The sequence below is a fragment of the Brucella oryzae genome (assembly GCF_041929965.1).
Taxonomy (GTDB): Bacteria; Pseudomonadota; Alphaproteobacteria; order Rhizobiales; family Rhizobiaceae; genus Brucella; species Brucella oryzae.
This window is the reverse complement of record NZ_JBHEEO010000013.1, coordinates 82,944-98,174: the sequence shown is the minus strand read 5'-3', so window position 1 is coordinate 98,174 and position 15,231 is coordinate 82,944. Positions and strand designations below refer to the sequence as shown.

Below are 15,231 nucleotides of genomic sequence, written 5' to 3'. Positions count from 1 at the left end.
TTGCTCCTATTTCTCGCGTCCGGCGCGGAAGGTACGGTCGAGCACGATGGCGACCACGACAATGACAAGTCCGGCCTCGAAGCCAAGGGCGGTGTTGACCGAATTAAGCGCCCGAACGACCGGCACGCCAAGGCCGTCAGCGCCGACAAGAGCTGCGATGACCACCATCGAAAGCGACAGCATGATCGTCTGGGTCAGTCCAGCGAGGATTTGCGGCATGGCATAAGGCAGTTCGACTTTCCAAAGCAGCTGCGATCGTGACGCACCGAACGCTTCACCCGCTTCGATCAGCGATGATGGTGTGGAGGATATGCCGAGGTGGGTCAGACGCACCGGTGCTGGCAGAACGAAGATCGCGGTTGCAATCAGACCAGGCACCATGCCGATGCCGAAGAAGACGATGGCCGGGATTAGGTATACGAACGTCGGCAGGGTCTGCATCAGATCGAGAACAGGGCGCATTGCGGCGTAAAGTGCTGGACGATGGGCAGCGACAATGCCGAGTGGTACGCCGATTGCCATACAGAGAAAGCAGGCTGACAGAACGAGGGTCAGAGTTTCAAGTGTACGATCCCAATAGCCTTGATTGATAATAAACAGGAAGCCGACCACAGTCAGTAGGACCACCGAGATACGGCGTTGGATCAACCACGCAATAATAGCGAAGATGGCGATCAGAAGCAGAGGATGCGGGAGTTTTAGAAGAAATAGCAGCCCGTCAATGAGGCTCTGCATGACGGCGGCGAGTGTATCGAAAAAGCCGCCCATATTGTCCGTCAGCCAGTCCACCACGGATTTGGCGGTCGGTCCGACAGGGATCTTATAGTCCGTCAGCCAGTTCAACGATCAAGTCTCCTGCTGCGTGCTAGAGCATTTCCGGCAAAGTGCGATGCGGTTTTTGCGTCGGGTAATGCTTAAAAACAATGAGATAGGGTGCGGGGGTATCCACAGATTGCGGAGCCGTGGTTTGCCACGGCCCATAGTGTCGATGATTAGAGGCCGAGTGCCGCCTTGACGGCTGGCAGGCCTTCCTTGCCATCAACGGTCGTTACACCGGCGAGCCACTGGTCGAGTGCGCCTGGATTGGCTTTCAGCCAGCTGGTTGCAGCCTTCGAGGGTTCTTCGCCATCATCGAGAATCTTGCCCATGATGTCGTTTTCGATGTCGAGCTTGAATTCCAGATTGGTGAGGAACTTGCCGACATTCGGGCATTCCTGCGTGTAGCCGGTGCGAACATTGGTTTCGACCTTGGCGCCACCGAGATTGGGACCGAAGAAATCGTCGCCGCCGGTGAGGTACGCGATCTCGAAACGCTTGTTCATGGGATGCGGCTCCCATGCCAGAAACACAACCGGTTCCTTGCTCTTGATGCTGCGCGCAACCTGCGCCAGCATGCCCTGTTCGGACGATTCCGCCAGCTCGAACGACTTGAGGCCGAAGGCATCCTTGTTGATCATGTCGAGGATCAGGCGGTTGCCGTCATTGCCCGGCTCGATGCCGTAGATCTTGCCGCCGAGCTTGTCCTTGAACGTGGCGATATCCTTGAAGTCCTTGAGGCCTTCATCATAGGCATATTTCGGCACGGCGAGCGTGTATTTCGCGCCGGTCAGATTGGTGCGCAGCGTCTCGACGGTCTTGTTGTCCAGATAGGGCTGGAGGTCGGCGGTCATGGACGGGTTCCAGTAGCCGAGGAAGACGTCGATGTCTTTTTTGCTCAGTGATGCATAGGTCACCGGAACGGAGAGAACCTTGATGTCGGTCTTGTAGCCGAGACCTTTCAGGATTTCTGTCGCCACCGCCGTTGTCGAGGTGATATCGGTCCAGCCGACATCCGAGAAGCGGACGGTCGAGCAGCTTGCGGGTTCGGCGGCGAAACCGGTTGCAGGCGCGCTTAGCATTGCCGTTCCCGTGGCAAGCCCACCCAAGGCAAGCGTAAGCATATAGGTCGATACGGACTTCATTGTTCTCTCCATTTACCGGGCCGTTTTGACGGATTGATTGTTTTTCCGGTTCCAGCTTTAGCAAACACCAAAGATTTCGCCATTCAAGTACCATAGCGGCGAAAATGTTCTTGATTGCGACGTTGGCCGCAGTTTCCGGCGGAAAACCGTTTCGCACCTGACTAGAAACCGCTGTCGCTCATCATTTTCCGGAACCGTCGGCCAAGGGGAAACGGGCAGGATTGCCACGCATTTGGCCGAAGCGGGTTGGCGCCATGTTACGGATCGGCCCCCGGGATTCAACCCTGTCAGCGGAAAATGACGGATAAAATCAGTTGGATGACCGTTCTAGGTTGTCGAAAAGATGAGCACACTCTATTTGAGAACCTGAAGCTTTTTCAGGCTTGGCTGCTTGCGAACGGGACATGCGATGCATAGTTCCGTGGACGACGCAGAAGCGGTGGAAAGCCCGGAGTTTCGGGCAAAGGGAAGGATTTGTTACAGTGTGGAATGCAGTAAAGGGCGTTTTTTCCTTCCTGGGCCGTTTCATCGCGGCACTCGCTCGTCTGATAGCCATTCCGCTTGGCGGATTATGGCGACTTTTCCTGCAGCTTGGAATTTTGTGGAAAGTGGCCGTTGCGGTTGTCGTGATCGGCTTGGGCGGTCTTTACGTCTATTTCATCTGGCAGACTCAGGTATGGACGAATTTCGACCCGGATTATCCCGCCAAGTACAGCTATCAGAACGCGACCACGCCCGGTGAAGAGGTAAAAAGCGAAGAGGTGAAGGCGGAGGCTCTGCCAGCGCAACAGCCAGCCGCCACGCCTGAAACCGGACAGAACGGCGATGCCGCAACGGCGAATCAACCGGTTCAGACGGCGCAATTGCCGTCGTCGGCGCGCAAATGTTCCCGCTCGGCCATTGCCGAAGTCGCCGCCGATCTCACCGATTTCAATGTCAACCAGAATGCGTGGATTTCTTCCATGCTGCTCTACAAGCTCGGCTTTTTCGGGCTGGATTGGGATCGCACGCCCTTCCTCGACAACAAAGCTTCGTTCCAGCGCGGCATCAATGCAGCCGTGCGCCGCACCGCGATTGAACTCGTGGACAATATCGGTCGTCTCAGAGGCACATCGCAGATCGATGGCGATCTGCAAAAGGCACGTGGCAATCTTCAGTTCACGGAAGATGCCTGGTATTTCGGCCTGAGTCCGTTCGGCCCGAAGACGCCGACGCCGACCTATTATCGTTCGGCGATCAAGGATCTGCGCGCCTTCAACGGACGGCTTGAAAACTGCCAGGCGACCTTCGATGCCCGCGCCGATAATCTGATCCAGTTTGTCGATCGTATCGCCAGCGACCTCGGTTCCACCTCGGCCATCCTCAAGGACCGTGCGGAGAATTACCACGCCGGCTGGTTCGACACGCGGGCGGATGACCGTTTCTGGTTCGCCTATGGTCAGCTTTATGCCTATTATGGCCTGCTGCGTGCGGCGCATTCGGATTTCCGCGGTGTTCTGGCTGAAAAGCACCTCGATGGTGTGTGGGACGAGATGGAAAAGCAGATGCGTGCCGCGCTCGACATGCAGCCTTTCATCGTGTCCAATGGTAGTCCTGATGCTTGGTTCACGCCGTCGCATCTGACCACGATGGGCTTCTACATTCTGCGTGTCCGTTCGAATCTGGTGGACGTGAAACAGGTTTTGGAGCGCTGATCGGCCATGGAACTGCCAGCATCCTTGCGGCAGGCGGTGGATGCCGCGCTCGAGGGCGTGGCCTTGGCCGACCTCAAGCGCGCATCCGAAATGCTTTCACGCCGTTACCGCGCCGAGACGCGGGACGGCCGCATGCATATTTCCGATGATCTTGCCGCGAAGGCCTATCTGGCGGCGCGCCTGCCTGCGACCTATGCGGCGGTTCGCGCCAGCATGGACAGTGCCGCCGAGGTCTGTACCGATTTTGCGCCGCAATCCATGCTCGATGTTGGGGCAGGGCCGGGAACCGCCCTTTGGGCGGCAAAACAGTGCTGGCCCACGCTTCAATCCGCAACCATGATCGAGGCAAGCCCTGCGATCAGAGCCGTGGGCAACGATCTTTCGCAAAATAGCGGAATGCCTGACCTCGACTGGCGGGCAGGGGATGTGGTTCAGGAGAAACTGGATTTTCCGCAAGCCGATCTCGTGACCATTGCCTATGTGCTTGACGAGCTTGCTCCTGAAAAGCGGCAGGCACTGATTGAGCGTCTGTGGGCGTCGGCCCGGCAGATGCTGGTGATCGTGGAACCCGGAACACCGGCAGGCTGGCAGCGTATTCTCGATGCACGCAGGGCGCTTGTTGCCGCAGGCGCAATCATTGCGGCACCCTGTCCGCACCAGCTCGATTGCCCGTTGGTCGCGCCCGACTGGTGCCATTTTTCGCGCCGCGTTGCGCGCTCGCGCATTCATCGTCTGACCAAGGAAGCGGAAGTGCCGTGGGAGGATGAGAAGTTCATCTATCTTGCTGCGGTGCGCGAGACGGTCGATGATGTGGAAGCACGTGTTATCGCGCCGGCGCGGGTTGGCGGCGGCAAAGTTTCGGTTAAACTCTGCAACGACGACGGCAGGGCGGAAGAACGTCTCCTGACCAAGCGTGACGGGGATCTGTTCCGTTGGGCGCGTCGCGCTGACTGGGGCGATGCCTTGATGAAAGAATAAGCCGGAACCGAAACGATGAAGATCAGTCTGGTCCAGTTACGTCTGCTTGAAGCTGTCGCGGAAACCGGCAGTGTGGGTGCTGCCGCGCGGCGCTTGCGGCTCACGCAATCGGGCGCCAGTCAGGCGATCGCGACACTGGAAAAAATCCTCGGGGTCGATGTACTGGCGCGAAAGCGCGATGGAGCTGCGCTGACGGCATTCGGGCAATCGATCCTTGCTGATGCCAGGGCGGTCCTTGCGGCGGTCGAGCGGATAGAACTACAGGCACGATGCAGTGCTTCCGGCGCGCCCGAACGACTGCGCGTCGCGGCAATTCCAAGCCAGCTTGAATATGTTGTGCCCGGCCTGCGAAAGTCGTTTCAGCGGCTTTATCCCGGCATCGAGTTCAGCGCTTTCGAGGGCGGGCACGACGATGTGAGTGTGTGGGTGCGGGACGGTATTGCTGATCTCGGCATTACATCGCTGCCGACGCCGGAGCTGGAAGCGCGGGAAGTCGGCCGGGAAGAACTTGTCGTGGTGGGACGGCGTGACGACCCCTTCATGCGCAATGACATAATCACTGCCGAGGACTTGCGGGATCGCCAGTTGATCGCGGCAGCAGGCTGCGAAATGATTATCGACCGGATCATTCATAGCGACGGCGAAACGCGCAGCGAGCAGGTGCGCACTCGCGACGTCGCCACCGTGCTGGAAATGGTGCGGCATGGCATCGGCACGACGCTTCTGTCCGAAATCAGTCTGCCGGGCGCCGATTTGAATGGATTGCGGGCGCGCCGCCTCGATCCTCCAACTTTTCGTACCGTCTATATTGTTTTTCGGGCCGACAGTCCGGTCAGGCATCTGGTCGAACGGTTCTGCGATATGGCAGTGGATGCCAGAAGCCGGGCGGCATAAGAAACTCTAATATCTCATATCTTGCTTATCCGTGGCACTCGCCCAAGCCAAGGGTGCAATAGTCTGCACTCTTTCTTCATCCTGTAGTGAGTGACCATGACGGCAATTACCGAAACCACCCCGACAAGCTCGACTTCCGACACCATACGCGGTCTGGCCTGGGGGCTGTCCGGGGTTCTGGTATGGTCCGGTTCGTTTGTCCTGACCCGTTTCGGGTTCAAGACCGCATTGACGCCTTTCGACATCATTGCCTTGCGCTTTGGCGTGGCAGGGCTGGTGCTGTTGCCGGTGGTGCTGATGAAAGGATTTGGCTTTCGGAAGCTTGGTCCGCTCGGCTTTGTGCTTCTGGTTTCCGGTGCGGGCGTTCCCTATGCGCTGCTGACCACCTGCGGCCTGCAATATGCTCCGGCGTCCCATGCGGCAGCGCTCATTCCGGGGCTGATGACAGCAATGGTTGCCATTCTGGGGATGGCACTTCTCAAGGAACATCTTGCGCCGTCGCGCTGGTTTGGCGTTGTTCTGATCCTGATCGGCGCCATGCTGATCGCGGGTCTGTCGCAACTGGGCGGACCGGAAATGCTCGGACACTTGTTCTTTTTCGTCGCGGCACTGGTGTGGGCGATCTATGTCATGGTGTTTCGCAGGAAGGGAATGGACGGGCTGCACGCGACCGCCATCGCAGCCGTCACCTCGGCAATCGTCTATTTGCCGATCTATATGATCTTCCTGCCCAAGGGACTTGGCGCGACATCCTGGGGCGATATTGCCCTGCAGGGTTTCTATCAGGGCGTACTTACTTCGGCCTTTGGCGTCTTTGCCTTTAATCGTGCCGTTGTGCTGCTGGGAACGGCGGCAGGGGCAGCGCTGTCGGCACTGATCCCTGTCATCACTTTGGTTCTGGCACTTGTCCTGCTGGGTGAGGTGCCGGGCTGGACCGACACGCTCGCCGCCTTCTTGATCAGCCTTGGTGTGCTGGCACTGAACAGGAAGGGAAAGAAGCCTGTCGCATCATGAAGCCTGCAGAACGACGCGAGGAGCAGGGCGGTTGATGATGAACACCATGGCCGCAGCGGCAAAGCACATGGCACCGGCGAGGATCAGGGCAGGGGTGTAGCTGTCATAATCGGTACGAACGAAGCCTGCAAAGGCGGCAGCGGCAGCGGCACCGACCTGATGACCGGTGAACACCCAACCGAAGACCAAGCCGGCTTTTTCCGGGCCGAAGCGTTCGGCTGCGAGCTTGACGGTCGGCGGCACCGTCGCCACCCAGTCCAGTCCGTAAAAGACGGCGAAGAGTGCGAGCTCGTAGACGGTAAAATCCGTGAAGGTCAGGTAGATCAGCGAGAGACCGCGCAGCGCGTAGAACCAGAACAGGAGCCAGCGATTGTCGAACCGGTCTGACAGCCAGCCGGACATAATCGTGCCGATCAGGTCGAATGCGCCGATGACGGCAAGAATACCCGCCGCGCCGACCGGTGCGATGCCGAAATCACCACAAAGCGTGATCCAGTGGGTCTGGATCAGGCCGTTGGTGGAAAATCCGCAGACGAAGAAGGTCAGGAACAAGACCCAGAAGGTTGCGGTTGAAGACGCTTCACGCAGGGTTACGAGCGGCGAAGCCAGCATGGCGCCAAAGCTCTTTCGGGGTTCGGGCGCGGGAAGCGGTGCCGTACGTCCGAAAGGCTTCAGGCCGATATCCGCCGGATGATCGCGCATCAAAGCGAGAACCAGCACGAGTGCGGCAACAAGGAAACAGATGACGATGGTGAGCGATGTGCGCCAGCCGATGGTCTGGCTGACGCTGGCAAGGATCGGCATGAAGACGAGCTGGCCGGTGGCGTTGCTGGCTGTCATCAGGCCGACGACGAGGCCGCGCCGCTTTTCGAACCAGCGTGCTGCGACGGTTGCGCCGAGGACGAGTGCCGTCATGCCGGTGCCAAGGCCGATCACGACCCCCCAGAGCGCAACCATCTGCCATTCTTCGGTCATGAAAATGGAGCCGACCAGCCCCAGTGAAATCATGATGAGAGCGGCTGCAACCACGCGGCGCAGACCGAACTGGTTCATGAAGGCGGCTGCAAACGGACCCATCAGGCCGAAAAGTACGAGGCGAAGCGCCATTGCGAAGGAGATATTCGCATTCGTCCAGCCAAATTCACGCTGGAGCGGGTCGATCAGAATGCCCGCCGACCCCATGGCTGCAGCCGTCGCCAGCATGGTCAGGAAGGTTATGGCGGCGACGACCCATCCGTAATGGATGTTTCTCTGGGCGAGAAAGCTGGCAAGGCGGGCAGAAATCATCTTTGGCGCTTTCGGGTTCAAGCTGGCTTTGGCCAGCCATGCGTTCGATGGCGAAACCATTCGCTCCATAGCGGGGGCGCGGCTTCAGGTCATTGTTTTCAGTCAAAGGGCGTTTGGTGCCCGATTAATCGAGGCTGCGAAGAAGGTTTTGCAATTGCTCCACGCCTTCCTCTCCCAGCCGGTCTTCAATTTCTTCCTGCGCCTGATCCCAGAGCGGACCGCCGCGCTCCACGAGGTCGCGACCTTCGGCGGTCAGCGTTACGCTTGTCTCGCGGTGGTCGTCGCTGGCCGCAGGCCCGATCAGGCCCATGCGCTGCAAAACTTTCACATTACGACCCATGGTCGAACGATCCAGCTCGGACAGATGTGCAAGTTCCGTCAGCGAGATGGAACCTGCGCGGCGGATTTTGCGCAGCGTACTGAACTGCGCAACATTAATGCCAAGCGGGGCCAGAGCGTTGTCATAGACGCTCGATGTCTTGCGGGCTGCCTGGCGCAGAAGAATGCAGAAACACGGATGTGACATATTGCGGGTATATACCCGTAAATAGTCGTTAGCAAGATCGAAGTGAAAAACAGGGGGTTCGTTGCTGCCAGTCTACTGACAGCAACGATGCTTTCAGGTAATGCTCGTGCCCTGTCGACCGGGACTATACCGCGATATAGGCGGTTTCCTTCACTTCCTCCATCACGGCATAGGTGTGCGATTCCCGCACGCCGGGCAGAGAAAGAAGCGCCTCCGAAAGGAAGCGTCGATAGTGATCCATATCGGATACACGGGCTTTGACGAGATAATCGAAGCCGCCCGCAACCATGTGGCATTCCAGAATGTCAGGATTGCTGCGGGTAAAGGTCGAGAAGGTCTCGAAGACTTCCGGCGTGGTGCGGTCAAGCTTGATCTCGATGAAGACCAGCATGGCCCGATCGAGCATCTTGGGCGAAAGCCGTGCCGAATAGCCGAGAATATACCCTTCGCGGGTCAGTCGCTTGACGCGTTCGGCAGTCGCCGTCTGTGAGAGATTTATGCGATCGGCCAGTTCAGTGTTGGTCAGGCGTCCATTCTCCTGAAGGGCGCGCAAAATACTCCTGTCCATCGCATCGAGATTCTTCATCAGTTGTCCCCAATGGCCGCTTATGCATGACGGCTCTGTTCTTGATTTTTGCATATGTGTTTGAGTTGCCAAGGAAATCAATCCGAAATCGGTCCCCGACGCAAGATGAAACTTGTTGGGTGGTCCTACAAATTTTTGAACTGTTTCGATGATTTCGGCTTAAACTTAAGCATATACGCAAATAACAATCACAGGTTGCAAAGTGCGCGCAACCTGTGATAAGGATAGTGTGCATACTGAAAGTTATATTGCACCTGTAAATTTTGCATGGGGTGAGGGGGGGGGTTTGAAGCTGGAGGAATCGTCCCATTCCTTCCGTTTCGTTCATCCCGGTTCTGAGGAAATCCGGACAGCCCCAAACTGTCCGGATTTTCTTTTGTGAAACTTGTGGAATGCCGTGTCGACGGCGACCCGTACCGTGCATTTCGGCGCTCGAATTTTCCGGTTGCAAGGAACCACATTGAACGCTAACAGTACGTCCATGAACATTTCGCGCAATATCGTCATCAACGGTTGGTGGTGGGCCCGCTAAAAGCGGCCACGCAGGCGTTTGTGCATTTGCGTTTAGGAAACAGGCCGCTGGGATTATCCGGGCGGCCTTTTTGTTTGGCTGTTTGAATAAGACCTGCGGGGGAAACCGGGTTCTGGAAGTATTCGGAAACAAGTTAGATTTGGGATAGCCGATCATGAATGCGAAGATTGCGGATAGCGAGATATTCCAGCACGAAACGGCGGGCGGCATCGTCGTCGAACGCGTGCGCCACCTCACTGCCTATAAGGGTGCGATCGAGACCTATATCGATGCGCTGAACGAACGGCGTGGTGCTGTTTTTTCGTCAAACTACGAATATCCAGGCCGCTATACGCGATGGGATACAGCTATCGTCGATCCTCCCGTGGCCATCACGTCACGCGCCCGCAGCATGCGCATCGAAGCGCTGAATGCGCGCGGCGTCATTCTCCTGCGGCCCATTCTTGATACAGTAAAGGCGCTTGCCGAGGTGACGGTCGACAAGGCCGAGGAAAACCGTATCGAGCTCACCATTGCCGAACCGAGCGGAGCCTTCACCGAGGAAGAGCGCTCGCGCATGCCTTCGGTTTTCACGGTTCTGCGGGTGATTGTCGGCTTGTTCTTCTCCGAAGAAGACGCCAATCTCGGTCTTTACGGCGCTTTCGGCTATGATCTGGCGTTCCAGTTCGATCCCATCCAGTACAAGCTGAAACGCCCCGACGACCAGCGCGATCTGGTGCTGTTCATTCCCGATGAAATCTTCGTGGCCGATCATTATGCGGCACGGGCCTGGGTGGATCGTTATGAATTTGCCTGCGGCGGGTCTTCCACGCATGGTCTTGCGCGGGCGACGCCGGTGCAGCCCTTCAAGCCATCGGAAGCCAAGCTTGCGCGGGGCGATCACAATCCGGGTGAATATGCCAAGCTCGTCGAGCGCGCCAAGGAAAGCTTCAAGCGCGGTGACCTCTTCGAAGTGGTTCCCGGCCAGACTTTCTATGAGCGCTGCCATACCGCTCCGTCGGAGATTTTCCGTCGGCTGAAGACGATCAATCCGTCGCCCTATTCCTTCTTCATCAATCTGGGCGAGAACGAATATCTGGTCGGCGCATCGCCGGAAATGTTCGTGCGGGTCAATGGACGGCGCATCGAGACCTGCCCGATTTCCGGGACGATCAAGCGCGGCGAGGATGCGATTTCGGATTCGGAGCAGATCCTGAAACTGCTCAATTCCAAGAAGGACGAATCCGAGCTGACCATGTGTTCGGACGTGGACCGCAACGACAAGAGCCGCGTCTGCGAGCCGGGGTCGGTGCGGGTCATCGGCCGCCGCCAGATCGAGATGTATTCGCGACTGATCCATACGGTCGATCATATTGAAGGTCGCCTGCGCGATGGCATGGATGCGTTCGACGGTTTCCTCAGCCATGCATGGGCCGTGACTGTCACCGGCGCGCCGAAATTGTGGGCGATGCGCTTCCTCGAGGAAAACGAGCGCAGCCCGCGCGCATGGTATGGCGGCGCCATCGGCATGATGCATTTCAATGGCGACATGAATACCGGCCTGACGCTGCGCACGATTCGGGTAAAGGACGGCGTGGCCGAAATCCGCGCCGGGGCAACGCTTCTGTTCGATTCCAACCCGGAAGAAGAAGAAGCCGAAACCGAATTGAAGGCATCGGCAATGATCGCGGCTGTGCGCGAAGCGCAGAAGAGCAATCATATCGCAGAAGAGCGCGTGGCAGCGAAAGTGGGCGAGGGGATTTCGATCCTGCTGGTAGATCACGAAGATTCCTTCGTGCATACGCTTGCCAATTATTTCCGCCAGACTGGTGCCACGGTCTCGACCGTGCGCTCGCCGGTTGCCGAAGACGTGTTCGACAAGGTCAAGCCCGACCTCGTGGTTCTGTCACCCGGACCGGGCACGCCACAGGATTTCGATTGCAAGGCGACCATCGACAAGGCGCGCAAGCGGGAATTGCCGATTTTTGGCGTCTGCCTTGGATTGCAGGCGCTGGCCGAAGCCTATGGCGGTACGCTGCGCCAGCTGCGCATTCCTATGCACGGCAAGCCGTCGCGCATTCGCGTGTCGAAGCCGGAGCGGATATTCTCGGGCCTGCCAAAGGAAGTGACGGTCGGGCGTTATCATTCGATCTTCGCTGATCCGGAACGTTTGCCGGACGATTTTCTGGTGACAGCGGAAACCGAAGACGGTGTCATCATGGCTTTCGAGCACAAGCATGAGCCGGTCGCCGCCGTTCAATTCCACCCGGAATCCATCATGACGCTCGGCCACAATGCCGGAATGCGCATGATCGAGAATGTGGTGACGCATCTGGCGAGCAAGAACAAGGCGCGTCGTACCAACACCTGATCGAACGCCTTTCGTTCCGATTTCAAGCCAGCCGCAGCCATATGCTGCGGCTTTTTTTTATGTTTCGGAAGTGCTTTTTCCATGCTTGCTCCGGCAACTCATTTGCAACTGTAATGCCTTGCATTTGCGGGAGAAAATTAAATGCGGGAACTGAAAAAACAGGGTACGAAGTTTCGCTTATCTGGGGTATAGAACGGCGGTGAATTGCTGCTGCATATGCTATACCCCGCGCGCCAGCGAATGCATGAAGGGCCGTGCGTAGGCCCATCCCGGTTTCGGGAAAAGATCGAGATAATCAAAGGTTCATCATGGACGCGAGTGCAAAGGTTCGGCGGCTTGCCGCTTGGTCTATTCCCGTTGCTTTCGGCGTGATGGGCTTGAAATATCTGGCCTATGCGCTGACCGGCTCGGTTGCCCTTTATTCGGATGCGCTGGAATCGATCGTCAATGTGATTGCGGCAATCGGCGCGTGGTGGGCCATTCGGGTCAGCTATCTGCCTGCCGACGATAATCATCCGTTCGGGCACCACAAGGCGGAATATATTTCGGCTGTCGTGGAGGGTGTTCTGATTACGGTCGCCGCACTTTTGATCTTCCGCGAGGCCTGGTTTGCCCTTCAATCACCGCGAACGCTCGATGAACCCTGGCTGGGTCTCGGTATCAACACGGCTGCTGCCGTCATAAATGGCTTATGGGCATCATTGTTGATTCGCACCGGTCGCAAGTCCCGCTCGCCTGCGCTGGAAGCCGACGGAAAACACATCATGACTGATGTGTTCACCTCTGTAGGTGTTCTGGTCGGTCTCGTCGGTGCTGTCGTGACCGGCTGGGCCATACTCGATCCGCTGCTCGCCATTCTGGTGGCCATCAACATTCTCTGGCAGGGGTGGGGTGTCATCAATTCCTCGGTGCAGGGATTGATGGATATTGGTGTCGAGCCGACTGAGGAGATGCGCATTCGCGATGTCATTTCGGCCAATGCGGGTGGCGCCATCGAGGTTCATGACCTCAAGACCCGTATTGCGGGCCGTGTTACCTTCATCGAGTTTCACCTGGTCGTGGCCGCTGATATGAGCGTCGGCGATGCCCATGTGATCTGCGACCGTATCGAAGATGCGCTGAAAAAGCAGATCGACAGCGCGCGCGTGGTGATCCATGTCGAGCCGGAGGACGAGGCAAAGCTGCCGCCGGGAACAAGTGCTGTGCCATTCGCCTGAGAGCCTGTTCCAAAAGTCGCCCCGTGTGGCTGCAAATGGCAATTTTCTCCATTCCGGTGCTCACGTACCTTTATGTACGCTCCGCTCCGGTACTCGAAAATAACCATTTTCGCACACACATGTCGCTTTTTGAGTCAGGCTCTGAATGAAATACTATCTTGCACAGCAGAAATCCGGCGTGTAAAAGCTTTTCCCATGACGATCAAAAACGCAACATCTATGGAACATTCCGCAGCCGCCTTCGGCGCGCGCGTTGATGTCTGCGTTCTAAACTCGCTTCTTACCCTCGGCCTTAGCGGCGATCGCCGGGCTCGTTGAAAGGAGCGTCCGGCGGTCGATCCCCGGTCGCTGGCCTGTGCTCCTTTTCAGAAAACCCTTATAATCGATCAGTAGTATCCGCGCTTGACGGCTTGAAACCGTCGAAAGCCGGGAGGAAACGAAAATGAATCAGTCCGTCGCCACGCCGCAATCGAAATCCATCTCCGCGCGCAAGGGCATGCCCATTGCAGGCAGCAAATATTCGCCTTTCCCGGTTCCGCAGCTCGATGACCGGACCTGGCCGTCCAAGCGTATCGAAAAGGCACCGATCTGGTGCTCGGTCGATCTGCGTGATGGTAATCAGGCCTTGATCGATCCCATGGGGCATGACCGCAAGGAGCGCATGTTCCGCCTGCTGGTCGATATGGGTTTTCCGGAAATCGAAATCGGTTTTCCGTCCGCGTCGCAGACGGATTTCGACTTCTGCCGTTGGGCGATCGAGCATGGCAATGTGCCGGACGAGCTGGATTTGCAGGTTCTGGTCCAGTGCCGCCCCGAGCTGATTACACGGACTTTCGAAGCGCTGGAAGGCGCGAAGTCACCGATCATCCATTTCTATAATTCCACCAGTGAATTGCAGCGTCGCGTGGTGTTTGCCAAGGATGTCGGCGGCATCAAGCAGATCGCAACCGACGCCGCCAAGATGATTATGGATATGGCCGCGAAGGCTGGTGGCGGCTATCGCTTCCAGTATTCGCCGGAAAGCTTCACCGGCACCGAGCTGGATGTGGCGCTGGAAATCTGCAATGCGGTGATCGAGATCGTGAAGCCGACGGCGGACAACAAGCTGATCGTCAACCTGCCCTCGACGGTCGAAATGAACACGCCGAACATCTATGCCGACCAGATCGAATGGATGTGCCGCAATCTCGACAATCGCGAGAACCTGATTATCTCGCTGCATCCGCACAATGACCGCGGCACGGGCATTGCCGCCACGGAACTGGGCTTGATGGCAGGCGCGGACCGTGTTGAAGGCACGCTGTTCGGCAATGGTGAACGCACCGGCAATGTGGACGTGGTGACGCTGGCGCTCAACATGTACACGCAGGGCGTGGACCCTGAACTGGACTGCACCGACATCAACCGGATGAAGGAAGTCTATGAATATTCGAACCAGTTGAAGATTGCCGAGCGCCATCCTTATGTCGGCGAACTGGTCTATACGGCTTTCTCCGGCTCGCATCAGGATGCGATCAACAAGGGCATGAAGGCGCGCCGTTCGGCCAATTCGCCGATCTGGGAAGTGCCCTATCTGCCGATCGACCCGCAGGATGTGGGCCGCTCCTATGAAGCGATCATCCGCATCAATTCGCAATCGGGCAAGGGCGGTATCGCCTACATTCTGCAGGCCGATTACGGCTTGAACCTGCCGCGCAACCTGCAGGTGGAGTTCCGCGAGATCATCCAGAACATCACCGATGAGGAAGGCAAGGAACTGCCGTCGAAGCGCATTCACGACGAGTTCCAGAGCCTCTATGTGACGCAGCCGGATGCCCGCATCAAGTTCGTCGATCATCACACCATGCCCGATCCCGAGCAGAAAGGCCGCCGTATCCTTACCGCTGAAATCACCGATAACGGCGTGACGAAGAATATTGAAGGCAAGGGCACAGGCCCGATTGACGGCTTTGTCGATGCGTTGTCCAAATATCTCGGCGTGACGATGTCAGTTGTCGATTATTCCGAACATTCGCTACAGCAGGGTTCTGACGCTTCGGCTATTTCTTATGTCGAAATGGCTTATCCGGACGGAAAGCTGTTCGGCGTCGGCATCAACGACAATATCGTCAGTGCTTCACTGGAAGCTATCGTATCTGCGGCCAATCGCGTCATCGCGAAATAATTTTGCACTGTCTGTAATTCTAAAGGCG

Annotated in this window: 12 protein-coding genes; 7 read left to right on the top strand and 5 right to left on the bottom strand. The window is 57.4% G+C overall.

Features of this window, described 5'->3' with window-relative positions:
- Positions 1 to 6 precede the first annotated feature (6 nt).
- Together choW and JNC70_RS14770 are read right to left on the bottom strand one after the other, a co-directional pair.
- Positions 7 to 843 (bottom strand): choline ABC transporter permease subunit, encoded by an 837-nt coding sequence (gene choW / locus JNC70_RS14775; RefSeq protein WP_104756070.1) that lies wholly within the window; start codon positions 841 to 843, stop codon positions 7 to 9.
- A 149-nt stretch (positions 844 to 992) separates the two neighbouring features.
- Complete coding sequence (locus JNC70_RS14770; protein ID WP_104756069.1) at positions 993 to 1,961, bottom strand: choline ABC transporter substrate-binding protein; 969 nt, start codon at positions 1,959 to 1,961, stop codon at positions 993 to 995.
- A 482-nt stretch (positions 1,962 to 2,443) separates the two neighbouring features.
- On the opposite strand from JNC70_RS14770, the gene JNC70_RS14765 reads away from it, so the two are divergent.
- The 4 genes from JNC70_RS14765 to JNC70_RS14750 all read left to right on the top strand — a co-directional run bounded on the left by JNC70_RS14765 (position 2,444) and on the right by JNC70_RS14750 (position 6,541).
- On the top strand, positions 2,444 to 3,655 hold the full coding sequence (locus JNC70_RS14765; RefSeq protein WP_104756068.1) for a DUF2333 family protein: 1,212 nt from the start codon (positions 2,444 to 2,446) through the stop codon (positions 3,653 to 3,655).
- A 6-nt stretch (positions 3,656 to 3,661) separates the two neighbouring features.
- Positions 3,662 to 4,633: a small ribosomal subunit Rsm22 family protein gene (locus JNC70_RS14760; protein ID WP_104756067.1), complete on the top strand. Its 972-nt coding sequence runs from the start codon at positions 3,662 to 3,664 to the stop codon at positions 4,631 to 4,633.
- Between the two features lie 15 nt (positions 4,634 to 4,648).
- Entirely contained in the window at positions 4,649 to 5,527 is an 879-nt protein-coding gene (locus JNC70_RS14755) for a LysR family transcriptional regulator (RefSeq protein WP_104756066.1), read from the top strand.
- Positions 5,528 to 5,623: 96 nt separating this feature from the next.
- The gene (locus JNC70_RS14750; protein ID WP_104756065.1) at positions 5,624 to 6,541 is read left to right on the top strand and encodes a DMT family transporter; all 918 of its coding nucleotides are present in this window, start codon (positions 5,624 to 5,626) and stop codon (positions 6,539 to 6,541) included.
- Here JNC70_RS14750 and JNC70_RS14745 read toward each other — a convergent pair.
- From JNC70_RS14745 to JNC70_RS14735, 3 genes are all read right to left on the bottom strand, one after another.
- The gene (locus tag JNC70_RS14745; RefSeq protein ID WP_104756095.1) at positions 6,536 to 7,828 is read right to left on the bottom strand and encodes an MFS transporter; all 1,293 of its coding nucleotides are present in this window, start codon (positions 7,826 to 7,828) and stop codon (positions 6,536 to 6,538) included. The two genes, JNC70_RS14750 and JNC70_RS14745, sit on opposite strands and share 6 nt — an antisense overlap.
- A gap of 124 nt (positions 7,829 to 7,952) precedes the next feature.
- A complete protein-coding gene (locus tag JNC70_RS14740; protein WP_104756064.1) occupies positions 7,953 to 8,354 on the bottom strand; it encodes a MarR family winged helix-turn-helix transcriptional regulator in 402 nt (133 codons plus the stop codon).
- A gap of 124 nt (positions 8,355 to 8,478) precedes the next feature.
- Positions 8,479 to 8,940, bottom strand: coding sequence for an Lrp/AsnC ligand binding domain-containing protein (locus JNC70_RS14735; RefSeq protein ID WP_061345885.1), 462 nt, complete (start codon positions 8,938 to 8,940; stop codon positions 8,479 to 8,481).
- 686 nt (positions 8,941 to 9,626) lie between these two features.
- Here JNC70_RS14735 and JNC70_RS14730 point away from each other — a divergent pair.
- The 3 genes from JNC70_RS14730 to leuA all read left to right on the top strand — a co-directional run bounded on the left by JNC70_RS14730 (position 9,627) and on the right by leuA (position 15,203).
- Positions 9,627 to 11,822 (top strand): anthranilate synthase component I, encoded by a 2,196-nt coding sequence (locus tag JNC70_RS14730; protein WP_104756063.1) that lies wholly within the window; start codon positions 9,627 to 9,629, stop codon positions 11,820 to 11,822.
- A gap of 308 nt (positions 11,823 to 12,130) precedes the next feature.
- Complete coding sequence (locus JNC70_RS14725; RefSeq protein WP_104756062.1) at positions 12,131 to 13,039, top strand: cation diffusion facilitator family transporter; 909 nt, start codon at positions 12,131 to 12,133, stop codon at positions 13,037 to 13,039.
- 442 nt (positions 13,040 to 13,481) lie between these two features.
- Positions 13,482 to 15,203 (top strand): 2-isopropylmalate synthase, encoded by a 1,722-nt coding sequence (leuA, locus tag JNC70_RS14720; protein ID WP_104756061.1) that lies wholly within the window; start codon positions 13,482 to 13,484, stop codon positions 15,201 to 15,203.
- Positions 15,204 to 15,231: the final 28 nt, after the last annotated feature.

Coding starts and splice junctions, on each gene's coding strand:
- JNC70_RS14770 (WP_104756069.1), bottom strand. CDS start 1,961: ATGAAGTCCGTATCGACCTATATGCTTACGCTTGCCTTGGGTGGGCTT.
- JNC70_RS14760 (WP_104756067.1), top strand. CDS start 3,662: ATGGAACTGCCAGCATCCTTGCGGCAGGCGGTGGATGCCGCGCTCGAG.
- JNC70_RS14745 (WP_104756095.1), bottom strand. CDS start 7,828: ATGATTTCTGCCCGCCTTGCCAGCTTTCTCGCCCAGAGAAACATCCAT.
- leuA (WP_104756061.1), top strand. CDS start 13,482: ATGAATCAGTCCGTCGCCACGCCGCAATCGAAATCCATCTCCGCGCGC.
- JNC70_RS14735 (WP_061345885.1), bottom strand. CDS start 8,940: ATGAAGAATCTCGATGCGATGGACAGGAGTATTTTGCGCGCCCTTCAG.
- JNC70_RS14750 (WP_104756065.1), top strand. CDS start 5,624: ATGACGGCAATTACCGAAACCACCCCGACAAGCTCGACTTCCGACACC.
- JNC70_RS14755 (WP_104756066.1), top strand. CDS start 4,649: ATGAAGATCAGTCTGGTCCAGTTACGTCTGCTTGAAGCTGTCGCGGAA.
- JNC70_RS14725 (WP_104756062.1), top strand. CDS start 12,131: ATGGACGCGAGTGCAAAGGTTCGGCGGCTTGCCGCTTGGTCTATTCCC.
- JNC70_RS14730 (WP_104756063.1), top strand. CDS start 9,627: ATGAATGCGAAGATTGCGGATAGCGAGATATTCCAGCACGAAACGGCG.
- JNC70_RS14740 (WP_104756064.1), bottom strand. CDS start 8,354: ATGTCACATCCGTGTTTCTGCATTCTTCTGCGCCAGGCAGCCCGCAAG.